The 18961-nt window shown below is 59.9% G+C and carries 9 protein-coding genes; 5 read left to right on the top strand and 4 right to left on the bottom strand.

The window, feature by feature from the left end; all coding sequences use genetic code 11:
* The 5 genes from GHO41_RS30110 to GHO41_RS24010 all read left to right on the top strand — a co-directional run.
* Window positions 1–254, top strand: a 254-nt coding sequence (locus tag GHO41_RS30110; RefSeq protein WP_218580278.1) for a hypothetical protein, incomplete at its 5' end; no start/stop codon positions are given.
* Window positions 255–268: 14 nt separating this feature from the next.
* Complete coding sequence (yaaA, locus tag GHO41_RS23995) at window positions 269–1048, top strand: peroxide stress protein YaaA (protein WP_048389799.1); 780 nt, start codon at window positions 269–271, stop codon at window positions 1046–1048.
* 10 nt (window positions 1049–1058) lie between these two features.
* A complete protein-coding gene (locus GHO41_RS24000; RefSeq protein ID WP_153434821.1) occupies window positions 1059–1523 on the top strand; it encodes a multidrug transporter in 465 nt (154 codons plus the stop codon).
* Between the two features lie 10 nt (window positions 1524–1533).
* On the top strand, window positions 1534–2352 hold the full coding sequence (locus tag GHO41_RS24005) for an SDR family oxidoreductase (protein ID WP_153434822.1): 819 nt from the start codon (window positions 1534–1536) through the stop codon (window positions 2350–2352).
* Window positions 2353–2651: 299 nt separating this feature from the next.
* Window positions 2652–2852, top strand: coding sequence for a hypothetical protein (locus tag GHO41_RS24010; protein WP_048389807.1), 201 nt, complete (start codon window positions 2652–2654; stop codon window positions 2850–2852).
* Window positions 2853–2996: 144 nt separating this feature from the next.
* Here the strand turns inward: GHO41_RS24010 and GHO41_RS24015 are convergent, their stop codons facing one another.
* The 4 genes from GHO41_RS24015 to GHO41_RS24030 all read right to left on the bottom strand — a co-directional run bounded on the left by GHO41_RS24015 (window position 2997) and on the right by GHO41_RS24030 (window position 18958).
* Complete coding sequence (locus GHO41_RS24015) at window positions 2997–4235, bottom strand: HlyD family efflux transporter periplasmic adaptor subunit (protein WP_153434823.1); 1239 nt, start codon at window positions 4233–4235, stop codon at window positions 2997–2999.
* 40 nt (window positions 4236–4275) lie between these two features.
* On the bottom strand, window positions 4276–6471 hold the full coding sequence (locus GHO41_RS24020; RefSeq protein ID WP_153434824.1) for a type I secretion system permease/ATPase: 2196 nt from the start codon (window positions 6469–6471) through the stop codon (window positions 4276–4278).
* On the bottom strand, window positions 6468–7835 hold the full coding sequence (locus GHO41_RS24025; protein WP_153328769.1) for a TolC family outer membrane protein: 1368 nt from the start codon (window positions 7833–7835) through the stop codon (window positions 6468–6470). The genes GHO41_RS24020 and GHO41_RS24025 overlap by 4 nt, the downstream gene beginning before the upstream one ends.
* Window positions 7836–8110: 275 nt before the next feature.
* Window positions 8111–18958, bottom strand: a complete 10848-nt coding sequence (locus GHO41_RS24030) for a BapA/Bap/LapF family large adhesin (RefSeq protein ID WP_256678841.1) — start codon at window positions 18956–18958, stop codon at window positions 8111–8113.
* Window positions 18959–18961 lie beyond the last annotated feature (3 nt).

Consider the following 18961-nt stretch of genomic DNA (forward strand, 5'->3'; position numbering starts at 1 on the left):
GGGGCCTTTTAGATCAAGATCAAAAGCAAGATCTAGATCAAAAGATCGCGAGCAAGCTCGCTCCTACAAAGCCTTTAGAATCAACCACTTATTTTATGTTTGATAGGAGCGAGCTTGCCTCGCGATCTTTTGATCTGCCCCCTATCGCAGCCTTCGTGCCTCGTCAGCGACGACAAGCGCCCTCTTTTCCAGGGCCTATCACCACCATAGGTGGAGTCAAACCGCTCAACCCCCTAGAATCGTCCGGACGCTAACAGGAGACGACCTCATGCTGATGGTGATTTCACCCGCTAAAACCCTCGACTACGAGACGCCGCCAGCCACTGCGCGTTTCACCTTGCCGCAATACCTGGATCACTCCCAGGAGTTGATCGAACAATTGCGCACACTAAGCCCGCAACAGATTGGCGAGCTGATGCATTTGTCCGACAAACTCTCGGGCCTTAACGCCGCCCGTTTCGGCAGCTGGACCCCGGAGTTCACCCCTGATAACGCTAAACAGGCGCTGCTGGCGTTTAAAGGCGATGTGTATACCGGCCTTAATGCGGTGGACTTCAGCGAGGCCGATTTCGACTACGCTCAAACGCATCTGCGCATGCTCTCCGGGCTTTACGGCTTGCTGCGCCCGCTGGACTTGATGCAACCGTACCGCCTGGAAATGGGCACCAAACTGGCCAATGCCCGGGGCAAGGATTTGTACGCGTTCTGGGGCACCCGTATCAGCGAATGGCTGAATGAGGCGCTGGCCGAGCAAGGCGATGACGTGTTGCTGAATCTGGCCTCCAACGAGTACTTCTCGGCGGTAAAAAAGTCAGCCCTGAACGCCCGCATCATCAATACTGAATTCAAGGACCTGAAAAACGGTCAACACAAAATCATCAGCTTCTACGCTAAAAAAGCGCGCGGCATGATGAGCCGTTTTGTGATCAAGGAACGCATTAACAACCCGGCCGATCTCAAGCAGTTTGACGCTCAGGGCTATCGTTACAGCGCTGAACAGTCAAAGCCCGATCTGCTGGTTTTCTTGCGCGACGAAGCTCCCGAGTAGAGGCGTAGCCATGTTTGTCGGCGTTTTACTCATCATTGCTTGGCTCGTACTGTTGCTGCGCTACCCGCGCAAGGCGTTTCCGGTGTCGCTGGCAGCGCTGGTCGGGTTGGCAATAGTGGCCGCCTGCGTGGCCTGGCAAGACAGCCGGGAGGCCGATCAATTGGCCCGGCTGGATCTGCGCATTGTCTACGACCCGGCACAATGCCCCGCAGACCGCCCGCTGCAGTTAACCCTGACCAACAGCAATGACGTGCCGTTGAGCGAATTGTCCTGGCGGATCGCGGCGTACGCGCCGGATGACACGGTCAACCTCGCTGACAACCAGTACACGGCCCCGCATTATCGTGGCCCCGGTGAGTTGCAAGCGGGCGCCTCGTGGCAAGACTGTTTGCCAATGCCGCCGCTGCGCACCGGGTATCGCGCGCCAAGCCTGGAATTTCGCGCTGAGCGCCTGCAAGGCAGCTTCTCAAATTAAGGATATTTCGATGCGCCGTGTTTTGATTACCGGGTGCTCCAGCGGCATCGGCCGCGCCATGGCCGATGCGTTCAAGGCGGCTGGCCACGAAGTGTGGGCCAGCGCCCGCAAACCGCACGATGTCGCGCAATTGGCAGCCGCCGGGTTTATCGCTCTGCAACTGGACGTCAATGATCAGGCAGCGCTGGCGCAACTTGCTGAACGTCTGAGCCAGGAGACCGATGGGCTGGACGTGTTGATCAATAACGCCGGCTACGGCGCCATGGGCCCGGTGCTCGACGGGGGTGTTGAAGGCCTGCAGCAGCAATTTGAAACCAATGTGTTTTCAGTGGTTGGCGTCACCCGCGCATTGTTTGCCCAACTGCGTTACAAGCACGGGCTGGTGGTGAACATCGGCAGCGTGTCCGGCGTACTCGTCACCCCGTTTGCCGGTGCTTACTGCGCCTCGAAAGCAGCGGTCCATGCACTGAGCGACGCCTTGCGCATGGAGTTGGCGCCGTTCGGTATCCGCGTGCTGGAAGTCCAGCCGGGCGCCATCAACACCCAGTTTGCGAAAAATGCCAGCGATCAGGCTGAGCACTTGATCAGCGAAAACTCCCCATGGTGGCCAATGCGTGAAGGCATTCGTGCACGGGCCAAAGCCTCGCAAGACAACCCCACCCCCGCCACCGCGTTCGCCACAGCCGTACTCAACGCCGTAGACCGCCCAAAACCACCCCATCTGCTGAGGTACGGTAATGGCAGCCGCGCTCTGCCGCTGCTCGCCGCGCTGGTGCCGAGCGGGCTGCTGCAAAAAATTCTGATGAAGCGATTTGGCTTGAATCGCTAACAGTCGGCCAACACATCAAAGCACCGGAATTAATAGGGCTTATATCGAAAGAGCATGAAGCCCTATGACGGCTGGCCCGCGTTTTAAACCCACGTTAAACACCCAATTAAACAACGCCTTCGCCCCATCATGAACAGCTGAAAAGTTCTTTATTGACGGCTTATTCAATAAAACAAAATCGTTTGAATCGACACTTCAGAGGTGATATTAAATCGCCAATAGACTATGTTCAGTCTCGATCAGTATTCATATTGCTGCACGCGGCAGTCGATACCGCGTACGACACAAGGAGTCAGAAAATGCCTGATAAAACAACGCGTCTCACCATTCTTATTGACTCTTCGACCAAGCAAAAGCTGGAGATCCTGTCTGAAGAAACAGACCTGACCATCTCGCAAGTCATCAGAAAGCTAATAAGAGACCACCTTCATCAGTATGAGAACAAAACGATTAACACCTCTAACAACCGGGAGAAACTAGATTCGTCAACCCATGCTTAATATATAAATAGGACTAATACTTTAGCATTAACTCATCAATACTCTTTACACAGGTTAATAGTATTACTTATTTAAAAGACTGTTTTCAGATTGAGCCAGGAATGCCCCATATCATTGGGGCTCCCGTGGTCACAGTACGATTCCCTACCGCTCACGCAGCGCCTCGCGCGCGCGATTCATTGGCTTGATCAAGTAGTCGAGCACGGTTTTGCGCCCGGTCTTGATGTCGACCGAGGCGATCATCCCCGGCACGATCGAGAACGTTTTCCCGGCCTTGTTCTTCAACACATCGGCATCGGTACGAATAAACACGCGGTAGTAGAAGACCTCGGGTTTGGCTTCGTCCTGAATCGTGTCCGGGGAGATGGTCACGACTTTGCCGTCCATTCCGCCGTAGATCGAGTAGTCGTAGGCGGTGATTTTGACCTTGGCCACCTGGTCGGGGTGGATAAAGGCGATGTCCCGTGGCGAAATGCGCGCTTCGATGAGTAGCTGTTCATCCATCGGCACGATTTGCATCAGGCGGCCGTTGGGCGGGATGACGCCACCGATGGTCGTAACCTCGATGTCTTTGACGATGCCGCGGACCGGCGAGCGCAAGGTCAGGCGGGTCACGGAGTCGGAGCGCCCGCGCATTACCGAAGACAGGGTCTCGACGTCGGCGTTGGCTTTGGCCATCTCCTCTCCGGCGTGCACCATGTAGTCGGAGCGCGCCTGGGTCAGTTTTAACTCCAATTCGGCTTTCTGGCGCTTCAGGCGCAGCACTTCGACGTTGCTGGCCGCGCCGACCTTGGCCAGGTTCTCGGTAATTTCAAGCTCGCTGCGCACCAGCGCCAACGAAGAGCGCACCCCCGCCAGCGATTCATCCAGGCCCTTGCGCCGTGTGGTGTACAAGTCGGTTTCAGCGCGGATCAAGGCCGGGTAGCCCTGCAATTCATCGGGGAACACCAGCGGCTTGTTGTTCACCTCGGCCTGCAAGCGCACCACGCTGGCCAGGGCTGCCCGGTACTTGGCCGCACTTTCATCGAAGTTGGATTCACTTTTGGTCGGGTCGAGCTTGGCCAGGGTTTGCCCGCTCGTCACGATATCGCCCTCGCTAACGTTCAACTCGGTGATGATCCCGCCTTCCAGTGACTGAATAATCTGCTCGCGGGAGGTCGGAATGACTTTGCCGGTGCCGTTCGACACTTCATCGACTTCAAAAAAGTAAGCCCAGACGCCAAACGCGATCAGCATGAGGCACACGTAGCCGACCACCCGTGTCGCCCGCACCACGGTGCTGTCGTCAACGCCATCGTGATACGGCCGAGTGCTGTCGTCTTCGCTGGCCAGCAGCGGGATTTTCTTCGGCCCTTTTGGCCCATGGGACGTTTTATTGTTCATGTGAAGGTCCTTGAGCGCGACGCTGTCCGTGGCTGCGGGTTCATTGCGCGGCTTTCTGTGGTTTGGACAGTCGTGCGATGGCGTTGTCTTTGCTGTCATCAACGACGATGCGCCCGTTGTCCACGACAATGATCCGGTTGACCAGGCTCAAGACGCTCATCCGGTGGGTGGCAATAATCAAGGTGCGATGACCGGCCCACTTGTCCAGGTTCTGGATCAGGTTGCGCTCGCTCGCTTCATCCAAAGACGCCGTGGGTTCGTCCAGCAGGACGATATGCGGCTGGCGAATAAACAGACGCGACAGCAACAAGGCCTGGCGCTGCCCGCCCGAAAGCCCCAAGCCGCCCTCAAGGATCAAGTGGTCCATGCCATCGGCAAACTTGCTGACGAACTCTGCGGCGCCAGTGAGCGCCAGCGCGTTAAGGATTTCGCTGTCGGTGGCGTGGGGCGCACCGAGGATCAGGTTGTCGCGCAAGGTGCCGTGAAACAGCCGGGAATTTTGTGTGAGCAGCCCGACGTCGCGACGCACGTCCGCCGGGTCAATGTGCCCGAGGGCAACGCCGTCCAGGCTGATGCTGCCCTCCTTCAGATCGAGCATCCCGGCCAGCGCCTGAAGCAATGTCGATTTGCCCGCACCATTACGGCCCAGGACGGCGATACGTTCACCCGGCTGGATCTTCATATCCGCCACAGTCAACGCGGGCGCAGGAGAATCGCTGGAGTACTGGAACGCTGCCTCATTGAGCACATAATCGCCGCGCACCACGGGTAAATGCACCCGCTTGCTGCCATCGGCATGATCCACCGGCAACTGCATGATCTGGTTGAGGCTTTGCAGGGCGACTTTGGCTTGCTGCCAGCGCGTGAGTACGTGGGTGAGCTGCGCCATAGGCGCCATCATGCGGGACGACAGAATCGACGCGGCTACCAGGCTACCGGTGGTCATGTCGCTGGCCATGACCATCGGCGCGCCGAACACCACGACCACGGCAAACACCGAACCCTGCACCGTGTTGCTCCAGGACACCAACGAGTTGGTCAGCATGCGCAACCGCAGGTTAGCGTCGGCGCAACTGGCGTTGTAGTGGTTCCACTGCTGCTGAAAGCGCTGCTCGGCTTGCAGCGACTTGATATCGTCCAGGCCCTGGATCGTCTCTACCAGCATGGCGCTGCGCAACGAGCTTTCGCGCATCGACTCATTGGCCATGCGCGCCAGTTTCTTTTGTGACATCAGGCCCGGCACCACCATCAACACCACCGCGAGGATGGGGATTGCCACCAAGGGCCCGGCGATAAACCAGAAGATCACCAGAAACAGCAAAAAGAACGGTAAATCTGCCAACGCCGTGGCGGTGCTGGAAGTGATCAGGTCGCGCACCTGTTCCAGCTCTTTGATCTGCGAAATAAACGAGCCGGTGGACTTGGGCCGCACGCTGTTGCGCAGGCGGATGGCGTGGCCGAACACCAGATCAGACACGCGCAGATCGGCACGTTTGCCGAGCATGTCAGTGATGCGTACCCGGGTCAGGCGCATCATCAAATCGAACACCAGCGCCAGCACCACGCCGCCAAACAGCACGTACAGAGTGGGCATCGACTCGGCCGGAATCACCCGGTCATATACCTGCATCGAGAACAACACCCCGGCCAGCCCCAGCACGCTGGTGACCAGCGACGCCAGCATCACGTAGCTGTACGGGCGCAAGTCCCTCAGCACGATGTTTCGGAACCAGTCCTTCTCGTAGGTTTTTATATAGTCATCGATCCGCGCATCGCGCACCGCACGCATGGGGCGCAGCACCACGATTTTGCTGGCGTGCTCGATCAGTTCCTGTCGCGAGATACGGCTTTGCAGGCCCGCGTCACCGCTGTAGGTGATGCCCAAATCGTCATCGTCGCCCAGGGTTTGCAAGACACCGACCTGACCATCATCAAACTGCAGCACCAACGGCATTTGCCGCTGCATGAGGGTGGTTGCGGTGAAGTCGACAATCACACAGTTAAGCCCCGCCTGACGCGCCATCAGCCGCACCACCTCCTCGACGGTCTTGCCTTCTGTCCATTGCACGGCGAGGCGCACGCTTTGTGCGGAACACTCCAGCCGGTAGTGCCGGGCAACGAGCAGGACCGCGTCCAGCCACACTTCATAATCCAGCGGGGCGGAGTGATCAGGTGCCGTTTCAGCGGGTTGTTCGGCAGCTTGCGTGTCGGCCTCAAGCATCACGGTATCGTTCATGGTCGAATCTCCACGCCTTGGATCGAGCTGTTATCCAGATGGAAGGCTGTGCGCAATCCGCCGGTGTTGTAGAGGCAATCAATCTTCAGGCGGCGCAGGTCGGACGCGGTGTTTTCACGGTCCATGCGCGCCTGGTGGATTTCCTGCTCGGCATTGAGTAAATCAAGCAGCGGCCGGGTCCCCAGCTCCAGGTATTGCTGGCGATACAGGTCGCGGGTTTCAGAGATGCTGCGCTCACGAAAATCCAGGGTCGACAGGCGCTGGGTGAGGCTGGAGATTTGATCCCGCGCTTCCAGCAGCCCTTGACGCACTGAAAGCCGTGCGGCGTCGTTTGCGTATTGCGCCGTGCGCAGGGCTTGTTCGGCGGAGGCTTTGCGGGCGTTGATCGCACCGCCCTGATAGATCGGCATTTTCACGTTCAGAAACACCCCGTAGCGTGTTCTGTCGCGGCCGTTTTGAACGTTGTTGTCGTTGCTGTCCAGGTACTGAGTCAGCTCCGGGTCCAGGGACAACGTGGGCAGCGCTTCGGCCCGCGCATTGGCGATTTGCGCCACGGCATCGACCTGCTGCGCCTGGGCGATCAACAACGAAGGGGTGACGGCTTCATCGGGCACCACGCCTTGGCAAGAGTGCTCCAGGCTGTCAGGAAAGCCCGGCGTGACGCTGACCGGCGCCTGTGAGCCAAGCAAGCTGCTCAATGCCCCGCGCCAGCGGTTCAATTGCGCCGTGAATTGCAATTGCGTTGCCATTGCCGCTTCGACCCGTGAGCGCGCCTGAATCAAGTCAGAACGCGTACTGGCGCCCATGTCGCTACGTTTTTGCGCCAGGTCGGCAATCGCCGCCAGGCCATCCACTTGTTCGCGGGCCAGCCTCTGCAAGGTTTGCGCGCGCTGCAATTCAATCACCGAGAACGAGGTTTCCCGGGTCACCTGATCGACCGCCAGCAACACCGCCGCCTGGCTGCCGTTGACGCGGGCAAGGGCGCTGTCGACGGTGCTCGACACCTTGCCAAAGTCATAGAGCATTTGTGACATCGACAAGGTAAACGCCTGGCTTTCGCCGTTGCCGTTCAAGCCACTGTCGTAGCCCGAGCGCAACCCGCCGCTGATTTGCGGGTAGTAACCGGAACGGGCAATGGTCACGTTCTGTTGTTGCTGATACAGCTTGCCGATCGACTCGGCGATAGCCGGGTGCCACGCCACGACCATTTGTACCGCGCGGGTCAGGTCGAGGGTGCCCGGAACAACGCGTTGCGGGGGGATCGGCGCACTGACGCCCATTGGCCCTCCCGGTAAATTAGTGCCCAATTGACTCGGGCTGATGGTGCTGACGCTTTCGGCGTCGTCATACATCGATTTGGCCATGACCCGTTCAAGCAACAGCGGGGTTAACGCAACGGCACAAACCACAACCGACAACTGTTTAACCAGCGTTCTATGCCTCAAATCCAGCCCCCAGATGAGTGTTGGCCTGCAAAAAAGGCGCACTCAGCGAAACAACATTGGGGTATCACATGCACGCCTTGGCTCAGGTGTGCACGCAACAATGGATCGTTACTCGCAGCCCGCAACGATCCATCATTGCAATACCGTTAGTACACAAAACCGGGCCTTTGAAGGCCCGGCGAAAACGTTGTGGGTTAAACCACGCTGATTCCGTTCTGCACCCACAGTTGGTGGGTTTTATCTTCCTCGCTAGTGTAGATCACGTATTCAAGACCGTTCTCAACCTGAGCCACTCCCGATGACCAATTGCCGGTCAAATGCACACTGTCGTTGTCATCGCCCTGAATCACCAACCGGTCCCCTTCAGGCCCGGTGATGGACACCAGGTCTTCGAGGCTCAGCGTCAGATCAACAGCGCTGACGTGGTTGAGGTCGATGGCATCGATGCCGCTGACCTTGCCAATCAGGCTCGCCAGATTGATCGCAGCATCGCCCCCTTCCCACAGCAACCCATCGGTCCCGGCAACGTTGTCGACGTGAGTGAAATCGGTGTCGGCAACCACCGCATGATCCCCGTGTTCACCCGTGGTATGCCCCTCTGTTGCAGCCACGTGGTCGACGGCGGCGACATGCTCCTCCACGGCCAGTGCGGCGGACGACGTGGCGGTCTTGGCCGGTGCGCCCGGGTTGGCGTCGTCCCAGACCTGAGGACGGTCTGGAGAGTCGAGACGGATGTACAGCTCAGCCGTGTCGGAATTGCCTGTCGGCGAGGTGAGTTTGTAGGTGAAGTGATCCACCTGCCCCACGTTGCTCGCCGTCAGGCCGGCATTCGGCGTGTAGGTGTATTTACCATCGGCGAACAGGGTCAACGTTCCGTATGCCCCCGCAACCACCTTGCCCTCGCCCCCGGCATTCACGAACACGCCTTTGTCCAGCACACTGATCACCGTGAGCACAGAACCCAGCTTGTCAGGACCGGTCAAGGTACTGGACAGCACATTGCCGGTGGCCGGAGTGACTGTGCCGACAACAAACTTGTCCAGGTAAGTGGGCGTGAGTTTCTGCTCGATGGACACTTTAGTGCCCAGTGAAAGCAAGATGCTGGTCGACGCTGTTACCCGATAAGTGCCCTCACCCAGGTCTTTAAAGGTATGGGATGTAGCTGAGAAGCTCTGTTGTGGTACTGCAGCCCACTCCCCGTTGATGAATTTTTCCAGGGTCAAGGTTGTGCCACCCAGCCCCTGCGATCCCGACGAGAATTTCGCAGTAACCGCAATATCGCCCTTGGTATTGGCCTCGATGACGATGGCTCCACCGGCACCGGTTCCTGATCCAGTCAAAGAGATGCCTACTGCCTTCAAATCATAGCCAAAGCCCTGCAACGAAACCTGCGGCCCGACTTCAGGCGACAACTGTATCGCTACAGAACCCACGTCATCATTAGCAACCGGAACAATAACGCCGGGGGCCGAAGGGTCGGTTGTGCTCCACGTGAAATTGGAGTCTGCGCTATCAATGCGCACATACAAGTTGGCTGTTGAGGAGCCCGCCGCATTGACCAGGTGATACTCAAACGAATCAACCTTGCCAAGATTGGCCGCATTGCCATTTGCCACGTACGAGTAATTGCCGTTGGCAAAGATCGTCAGTTGACCATATTGGCCCTGCAACACGGTCCCAGCCCCGGTCGGGATGTCCGCATCGACAAGCTTGCCGTCGACCATAACCTGAACCTTCGCAGGCCCGGCCGTGCCCGTAACGTCGGTTTTGCCATCAAAGCCCAGGTCGGTGATCACGTTACCTTTGATCGCTGGCCCGGCGTCAGCCGTGAAATCGGTGAGGCTTTGCTCGGTGACACTCAGTTTGGTCGTTGAGCTGGCTCCCACGGAGACCAGTGCCGGGTTCAGATCAAACGTGACGCGATAGTTCCCCGCAGCCAGACCTTCGACTTTCCCGCTACCGCTAGATCCAAACAGCCCCAGCAAATCGAGCAAGCCGCCACTCAGGGAACCTTGCTGCACAGGCGTCCATCCGCCCTTGCCGTCACTCACTTCCAGCTTAACCTTAACCCCGCCGCCCAATAGCGTGAGCAAATCTCCCTGGCTAGCAGACAGATTCAAGGTGCCTGTTGTACCCGCTTTGATCGTGAACGTCTGCACATCCTGAAGTTTGGCGATAATCGAAATCGGGCCAATCGTCACAGCCGAATTGACCTTCATATCAGCCAACGGATTGTTGGTCGTCACCGGCTTGATCACCATCTCAGCCGTTGTCAGGTCGTTGAAGGCTTTGGGCGTCAAGGTCCCCGGCAGGCCGGGGTCAATCGCCAGATAGGTTGCCGGCTGAGAGACGTTCTGCGCGGCATCCTTGAGGGTGACGTTGAGGGTTTCACCGGTGCTGCGTGGCTGATTCAGGATCACCGTGAAGTTACCTTGCCCGTTGACGGTGCCCGTACCGATGGTCTGCCCCAAGTAGTCTTTAACCGTCACCTGGCTACCCGCTTCACCCTTGCCGCTGAACGTCACGCCATCTGCGTTCAACGCAAGGTCGGTCGCAATGGCCGGTGGCGTGGTGTCGCCTGCAAGCACTGGCGCAGGCACCGAAACGTTGCCGGCCTTGTCGGTCAGGGTGACGGTGAGGCTTTCACCGTTTTTATGCGGCCCAACCAACAGCGCTGTAAACGAACCGTTAGCCCCGACAAGGCCGGTACCGATTTGCGCACCGGCCGCGTTTTTCACGGTAACGATGCTGCCCACTTCGCCTTTACCGGTGAGCGTCAAACCATCGAGGCTGACTTTAAGCTCAGTCGGCGCCTGCGGTGCCGTGGTATCACCCGCCAGCACAGGCGTCGGCAACGAGACGTTGCCAGCCTTGTCGGTCAGGGTGACGTTGAGGCTTTCACCATTCTTTTGTGCAGGGCTGAGGGTCGCGGTAAACGAACCGTCAGCGCCAACAGTGCCGCTGCCCACGGCCACGCCCGCCGCGTTTTTCACGGTGACGGTACTGCCCGCCTCGCCTTTACCCGTCAGGGTCAGGCCATTGACGCTGACGACCAGGTTGGTTGGCGCCACTGGTGCAGTGGTGTCCCCGGCAACCACTGGCGCGGCCACAGAGACGTTGCCTGCCTTGTCCGTCAGGGTGACGTTGAGCGTCTCGCCATTTTTTTGCGGTGTTAAGAGGACGGCGGCAAAGTTGCCGTCGATGCCAACCACTACGGTGCTGATTTGCTGGCCTGCGGCGTTTTTCACGATGACCGTGCTGCCCGCCTCGCCTTTACCCGTCAGCAACAAGCCATCGAGGCTGACTTTAAGGTCCGTCGCAGCAGCCGGTGCGGTGGTATCACCCGCCACAACCGGAGTCGGCAGCGAGACGTTGCCTGCCTTGTCCGTCAGGGTGACGTTCAGGCTCTCGCCATTCTTTTGTGCAGGGCTGAGGGTCGCGGTAAACGAGCCATCCGCCCCGACGACGCCGGTACCGACTTGCGTGCCTGCGGCGTTTTTCACGACAACCGTGCTGCCCGCTTCACCTTTACCCGTGAGCGACAGACCATCCGCGCTCACAGCCAGGGTGTTCGGAGCCGCCGGCGCCGTGGTGTCGCCCGCCGTCACAGTACCCGGCAAGGACACGTTGCCCGCCTTGTCAGTCAGGGTAACGTTGAGGCTCTCGCCATTTTTTTGCGGTGTTAACAGGACGGCGGCAAAGTTGCCGTCGATGCCAACCACAACAGTGCCGATTTGCTGGCCCGCCGCGTTTTTCACGGTGACGGTGCTGCCCGCCTCGCCTTTACCCGTCAACAGCAAGCCATCGAGGCTGACTTTAAGGTCTGTCGGGGCAGCCGGAGCCGTGGTGTCACCCGCCGTCACGGTGCCCGGCAAGGACACGTTGCCCGCCTTGTCGGTCAGGGTAACGTTGAGGCTCTCGCCATTTTTTTGCGCAGGGCTGAGGGTCGCGGTAAACGAGCCATCCGCCCCGACGACGCCGGTGCCGATTTGCGTACCGGCGGCGTTTTTCACGACGATCGTGCTGCCCGCTTCACCTTTGCCTGTGAGCGACAGACCATCGGCGCTCACAGCCAGGGTGTTCGGAGCCGCCGGCGCCGTGGTGTCGTCCGCCGTTACAGTACCCGGCAAGGACACGTTGCCCGCCTTGTCGGTGAGGGTGACGTTAAGGGTCTCGCCATTTTTTTGCGGTGTTAACAGGACGGCGGCAAAGTTGCCGTCGATCCCGACCACAACGGTACTGATTTGCTGGCCTGCGGCGTTTTTCACGATGACCGTGCTGCCCGCCTCGCCTTTACCCGTCAGCAACAAGCCATCGAGGCTGACTTTAAGGTCAGTCGGTGCCGCCGGTGCCGTGGTATCACCCGCCGTCACATCACCCGCCACCGACACGTTGCCCGCCTTGTCGGTCAGGGTCACGTTGAGGGTTTCGCCATTTTTCTGTGGAGGGTTCAGGACCGCGGTAAACGAGCCATCAACCCCGACAACACCGGTGCCCACTTGCGCACCTGCGGCGTTTTTCACGGTGACAATGCTGCCTGCTTCACCTTTACCCGTCAGCGCCAGGCCATCGAGGCTGACTTTAAGTTCAGTCGGCGCCGCCGGGGCCGTGGTGTCGCCTGCAATCACTGGCGCGGCCACAGACACGTTGCCTGCCTTGTCGGTCAGGGTAACGTTGAGGGTCTCGCCATTTTTTTGTGGCGAGGTGAGCACGGCGCTAAACGAGCCATCCAGCCCGACGATGCCAGTGCCAATCTGCACGCCTGCGGCGTTTTTCACCGTGACGATGCTACCCGCTTCGCCTTTACCGGTGAGTGCCAGACCATTGAGGCTCACTGCCAGATCAGTCGGCGCGGCCGGTGCCGTGGTATCGCCCGCCACCACCGGTGCCGCCACCGACACGTTGCCCGCCACATCGGTCTGGGTGACGCTGAGGGTTTCGCCATTTTTTTGTGGCAGCGTGAGGACCGCGGCAAACGAGCCATCCAGCCCGACAAGACCGCCACCGATCACCACACCCGCCGCATTTTTGACCGTTACCGTTGAGCCCGGCTCGCCTTTACCGTTAAGCACCAAACCATCGACGCTCACGGACAGGTTGGTTGGCGCCGCCGGCGCCGTGGTATCACCCGCCAGCACAGGGGCTGGCAGCGAGACGTTACCGGCCTTGTCGGTCAGTGTGACGTTAAGCAACTCGCCATTTTTCTGCGGCGTTTTGAGCGTCGCACTGAACGAACCATCCGCCCCGACAACGCCAGTACCAATGGCCACACCCGCCGCGTTTTTCACGGTGACGGTGCTGCCTGCTTCGCCCTTACCGGTCAGCGCCAGACCATCAGCGCTGACTTTAAGCTCAGTCGGGGCTGCCGGTGCCGTGGTGTCGCCCGCCACAACCGGGGTGACCACCGAGACGTTGCCTGCCTTATCGGTGAGAGTGACGTTGAGGGTCTCGCCATTTTTTTGCGCTGGCGTGAGGACGGCGGCAAAGTTGCCGTCGATCCCGACCACAACGGTGCTGATTTGCTGGCCTGCGGCATTTTTTACGATGACCGTACTGCCCGCCTCGCCTTTGCCGGTCAGCAACAAGCCATCCAGGCTGACTTTAAGCTCGGTCGGTGCCGCCGGTGCCGTGGTGTCGCCCGCCACAACCGGGGTCGGCAGCGAGACGTTGCCTGCCTTGTCGGTGAGGGTGACGTTGAGGCTTTCGCCATTTTTTTGTGCCGGGCTCAGGGTCGCGGTCAGCGAGCCATCAGCTCCCACGGTGCCGGTACCGACTTGCACACCCGCCGCGTTTTTAATCGTGACGGTGCTGCCTGCTTCGCCTTTGCCGGTCAGGGTCAAGCCATCAGCGCTGACGTTAAGCTCAGTTGGCGCCGCCGGAGCCGTGGTGTCGCCTGCAACAACCGGGGTGGCCACCGAGACGTTGCCCGCCTTGTCGGTGAGGGTGACGTTGAGGGTTTCGCCATTTTTTTGCGGGGTATCGAGGATCGCGCTAAACGAGCCATCAACGCCCACCACGCCCGTACCAATGGTCACGCCGGCCGCGTTTTTCACGGTGACGATGCTGCCCGCTTCACCTTTACCGGTCAGCAACAAGCCATCAAGGCTGACCGCCAGGCCGGTTGGCGCTGCCGGTGCCGTGGTGTCGCCCGCTTCCACGCTGACGGACGGAGACGAAAGGTCCAGGCTATTGGTCAAGGTGACACCAAGGGTTTCACCGTTCTTTTGCGCAGTGTCGAGGGTGACGGCAAAGTTGCCGTCCACACCCACAGTGCCCGTACCGATCACCACGCCCGCAGCGTTTTTGATCGTCACCGACAACCCTGCTTCGCCCTTGCCACTCAGGGTCAGGCCATCCAGGCTCACCACCAGGTCGGTTGGGGCTTCCGGTGCCAGGGCGCCCCCCACAATCACAGTACCGATCGGGGACTCGTTACCCGCAGCATCCTTGAGTTGAACATCCAGGGTTTGGCCATTGCCTTGAGCCGGGACCAGCACAATCGCAAAGCCGCCATCCGCCCCGACAAACCCTGTACCGACGGTTACCCCACCAAGACCTTTAACGGTCACGGCGGCGCCAGGCTCGCCTTTACCCGTCAACACCAGACCGCCAAGGCTGACTGCCAGGTTAGTCGGGGCATCCGGATTGGTGGTGTCACCGGCAGTGACCGGGGCGGCCAGCGACACGTTGCCGGCCTTGTCGGTCAGGGTGACGTTAAGCAACTCGCCATTTTTTTGCGGCGATGTGAGTACCGCACTAAACGAGCCATCTTCACCCACGGTGCCAGCACCCACTTGCACACCCGCAGCGTTTTTAACGATAACCGTGCTGCCCGCCTCACCTTTACCGGTCAGCGACAAGCCATCAACGCTGACTTTAAGCTCGGTAGGCGCCGCCGGTGCGGTGGTATCACCCGCTACAACCGCAGTGCTCACGGACACGTTGCCCGCCTTGTCGGTGAGGGTAACGTTGAGGCTCTCGCCATTTTTTTGTGCCGGAGCCAGGACCGCGATAAACGAGCCATCCAGCCCAACGATGCCGGTGCCGACTTGCACACCTGCGGCGTTTTTCACGATGACGGTGCTGCCCGCTTCGCCTTTACCGGTCAGCGCCAGACCATCGAGGCTGACTTTAAGCTCGGTGGGCGCCGCCGGTGCCGTGGTATCACCCGCTGCCACCACACCCGGCAAGGACACGTTGCCCGCCTTGTCGGTCAAAGTGACGTTGAGGATTTCGCCATTTTTCTGCGGCGTATCGAGCGTTGCGGTTAACACGCCGTTAGCGTCAACAGTGCCGCTACCCACTTGCACGCCCAGGGCGTTTTTCACAATAACCGTGCTGCCCGCCTCGCCCTTACCGGTCAGCGCCAGGCCATCAGCGCTCACTTTAAGCTCGGTAGGCGCCGCCGGTGCGGTGGTATCACCCGCTGTCACAACACCCGCCAAGGACACGTTGCCCGCCTTGTCGGTGAGGGTGACGTTAAGGCTTTCGCCATTATTTTGTGCCGGGGCCAGGATCACGGTAAACGAGCCATCAAGACCCACGATGCCGGTGCCAACCTGCACACCTGCCGCGTTTTTCACGGTAACGGTGCTGCCCACTTCGCCTTTGCCCGTCAGCGCCAGGCCATCGACACGCACGTCAAGGTCAGTCGGCGCCGCCGGTGCCGTGGTGTCGCCCGCCACAACCGGGGTCGGCAGCGAGACGTTACCCGCCTTGTCCGTCAGGGTGACGTTAAGCAGCTCACCATTTTTCTGCGGCGTATCGAGCACTGCGCTAAACGAGCCGTCAGCGTCAACGGTGCCGGTGCCGACTTGCACACCCAGGGCGTTTTTCACAATGACGGTGCTGCCCGCTTCACCTTTACCGGTCAGCGCCAGGCCATCGACACTCACCTTAAGCTCAGTCGGCGCTGCCGGTGCCGTGGTGTCGCCCGCAATCACCGGGGTGACTGCCGACACGTTGCCCGACTTATCGGTCAAGGCGACGTTGAGGGTTTCGCCATTTTTCTGCGGGGTATCAAGGACGGCGGTAAACGAGCCGTCCGCGCCAACAATACCGGTGCCGATTTGCACACCGGCGGCGTTTTTCACGATGACGATGCTGCCCGCTTCGCCTTTACCCGTCAGCGCCAAGCCATCGACACTCACTTTGAGCTCGGTCGGCGCCGCTGGTGCGGTGGTGTCACCGGCAATCACTGGCGTGACTGCCGACACGTTGCCCGACTTGTCCGTCAGAGTGACGTTAAGCAGCTCGCCATTTTTCTGCGGCGTATCGAGCACTGCGCTAAACGAGCCATCAGCGCCAACGGTGCCGGTGCCGACCTGCACACCCAGGGCATTTTTCACGATGACGGTGCTACCCGCTTCGCCTTTACCCGTCAGTGCCAGGCCATCGACACTCACTTTAAGCTCAGTCGGCGCCGCCGGTGCTGTGGTGTCGCCCGCAATCACTGGCGTGACCGCCGACACGTTGCCCGCTTTATCGGTCAAGGTGACGTTGAGGGTTTCGCCATTTTTCTGCGGGGTATCGAGGATCGCGGTAAACGAACCGTCAGGCCCAACGATAGCCGTGCCGATTTGCACGCCCGCGGCGTTTTTCACAGTGACGACGCTGCCTGTTTCGCCTTTGCCCATCAGCGCCAGACCATCAACGCTGACCTTAAGCTCAGTCGGCGCTGCCGGTGCCGTGGTGTCGCCTGCAATCACTGGCGTGACTGCCGATACGTTGCCGGCCTTGTCAGTCAGGGTGACGTTCAGGGTTTCGCCATTGGTCTGCGCAGCATCGAGGGTGATTTCGAAACTGCCATCAGCGCCTACAGGCCCGCTGCCTATCACTGCGCCCGCAGCGTCTTTGACCGTCACTGTGCTGCCGACTTCGCCTTTACCGCTCAAGGTCAGGCCATCAACGCTCACTTTAAGCTCAGTCGGCGCACCCGGAGCCGTCGTGTCAACGGCTACCACAGGGGCGACCGCCGACACGTTGCCTGCCTTGTCGGTCAGGGTAACGTTGAGGGTCTCGCCATTTTTCTGCGGGGTATCGAGGATCGCGGTGAACGAGCCGTCAGGGCCCACAATGCTGGTGCCGACTTGCACGCCCGCCGCGTTTTTCACGGTGACCACACTGCCCGCTTCACCTTTACCGGTCAGCTCCAGTCCATCGAGACTCACTTTCAGCTCAGTCGGCGCGTCGGGTGCCGTTGTATCACCTGCAATCACTGGCGTGACCGCCGACACGTTGCCTGCCTTGTCGGTCAGGGTAACGCTGAGTGTCTCGCCATTTTTCTGCGCCGTGTTGAGGGTGACGGCGAAAGTGCCGTCAGTGCCTACGACACCCGTGCCGATTTGCACACCCAAGGCGTTTTTAACGATCACCGTGCTGCCCACCTCACCTTTACCGTCCAAGGTCAGGCCATCCGCGCTGACTTTAAGCTCAGTAGGGGCTGCCGGTGCAGTAGTGTCGCCCGCTGTCACCGGGGTAGACGCTGACACGTTACCGGCCTTGTCAGTCAGGGTGACGTTGAGGATCTCGCCATTTTTCTGCGGAGTATCGAGGATCGCGGTAAATGCGCCGTCAGCGTCAACGATGCCAGTACCGATTTGCGTACCGGCGGCGTTTTTCACGATGATGGTGCTACCTGCCTCACCTTTACCGCTCAGGGTCAGGCCATCCGCGCTGACCGCCAGTTCAGTCGGTGCCACTGGCGCGGTGGTATCGCCGGCGATAACAGGCGTCACCACCGACACGTTGCCGGTTTTGTCTGTCAGCGTGACGTTAAGGGTTTCGCCATTGGTTTGTGCGGTATTGAGGGTGATGGCAAAGGAGCCATCCAGCGCCACAGGTCCGCTGCCGATCACAGCGCCGGCGGCATTTTTAACGGTCACGGTTGAGCCCGGCTCACCTTTACCATTCAAGGTCAGGCCATCAACGCTGACGGCCAGTTCTGTCGGAGCATCAGGAGCCGTCGTATCGCCCGCCACCACGCTGACGGAAGGTGAGGTCAACCCACCGACGCTGCTCAGGGTGACGCCCAGGGTTTCGCCGTTGGTTTGAGCGGTGTCCAGCGCCACGCTGAAGTTACCGTCAAGGCCTACGACCCCGCTGCCGATCACCACACCCGCTGCCGTTTTGACGGTGACGATGGCGCCAGGCTCGCCTTTGCCATCCAGTACCAGGCCATCGACGCTCACCCTCAGGTCGGTTGGCGCATCCGGTGCGACGGCATCGCCGACAACCACAGGGCTGGCGATCGAAATGTTGCCGGCCTTGTCGGTCAGGGTGACTTGAAGCGTAGAGCCATTGCTTTGGCCCGGGTCAAGAGCCACCTCAAAATTGCCGCCCGCGCCGACGACGCCCGTCCCGACTTGCTCGCCCGCAGCGTCTTTGACGATCACGATGCTGCCGACTTCGCCCTTACCGGTCAGGATCAGACCATTGCCGCTCACCGCCAGGTTGGTCGGTGCATCAGGCGCTGTGGTATCGCCCGCAATCACGGGCGTGACCACCGACACATTGCCCGCCTTGTCGGTCAGGGTGACGTTGAGGGCCTCGCCATTCTTTTGCGCACTGTCGAGGACGATTTCAAAGCTGCCATCAGCCCCTACAGGTCCGGAACCTATCACGGTGCCATCGGCTGCTTTGACCGTGACGGTGCTGCCCGCTTCGCCTTTACCGGTGAGGGTCAGGCCATCAATGCTCACTTTAAGCTCTGTCGGGGCATCAGGTGCTGTGGTGTCGCCCGCAACCACTGGCGTGATCGCTGAAACGTTGCCCGCCTTGTCGGTCAGGGTAACGTTGAGGGTTTCGCCATTGGCTTGCGCAGTATCGAGGGTGATTTCAAAGCTGCCATCAGCCCCCACAGGCCCGCTGCCAATCACTGCGCCCGCTGCATCTTTGACCGTCACTGTGCTGCCGACTTCGCCTTTACCGCTCAGGGTCAGGCCATCCACGCTCACCGCAAGCTCAGTCGGGGCATCAGGTGCGGTGGTGTCGCCCGCATTCACAGGCGTGACTGCCGAGACGTTGCCCGCCTTGTCGGTCAGGGT

The sequence above is a fragment of the Pseudomonas sp. FSL R10-0399 genome (assembly GCF_009600165.1).
In the GTDB taxonomy this organism is placed as follows: Bacteria; Pseudomonadota; Gammaproteobacteria; order Pseudomonadales; family Pseudomonadaceae; genus Aquipseudomonas; species Aquipseudomonas helleri.

Coding starts and splice junctions, on each gene's coding strand:
- GHO41_RS24005 (WP_153434822.1), top strand. CDS start 1,534: ATGCGCCGTGTTTTGATTACCGGGTGCTCCAGCGGCATCGGCCGCGCC.
- GHO41_RS24025 (WP_153328769.1), bottom strand. CDS start 7,835: ATGGCCAAATCGATGTATGACGACGCCGAAAGCGTCAGCACCATCAGC.
- GHO41_RS24015 (WP_153434823.1), bottom strand. CDS start 4,235: ATGAACAATAAAACGTCCCATGGGCCAAAAGGGCCGAAGAAAATCCCG.
- GHO41_RS24020 (WP_153434824.1), bottom strand. CDS start 6,471: ATGAACGATACCGTGATGCTTGAGGCCGACACGCAAGCTGCCGAACAA.
- GHO41_RS24000 (WP_153434821.1), top strand. CDS start 1,059: ATGTTTGTCGGCGTTTTACTCATCATTGCTTGGCTCGTACTGTTGCTG.
- GHO41_RS24010 (WP_048389807.1), top strand. CDS start 2,652: ATGCCTGATAAAACAACGCGTCTCACCATTCTTATTGACTCTTCGACC.
- yaaA (WP_048389799.1), top strand. CDS start 269: ATGCTGATGGTGATTTCACCCGCTAAAACCCTCGACTACGAGACGCCG.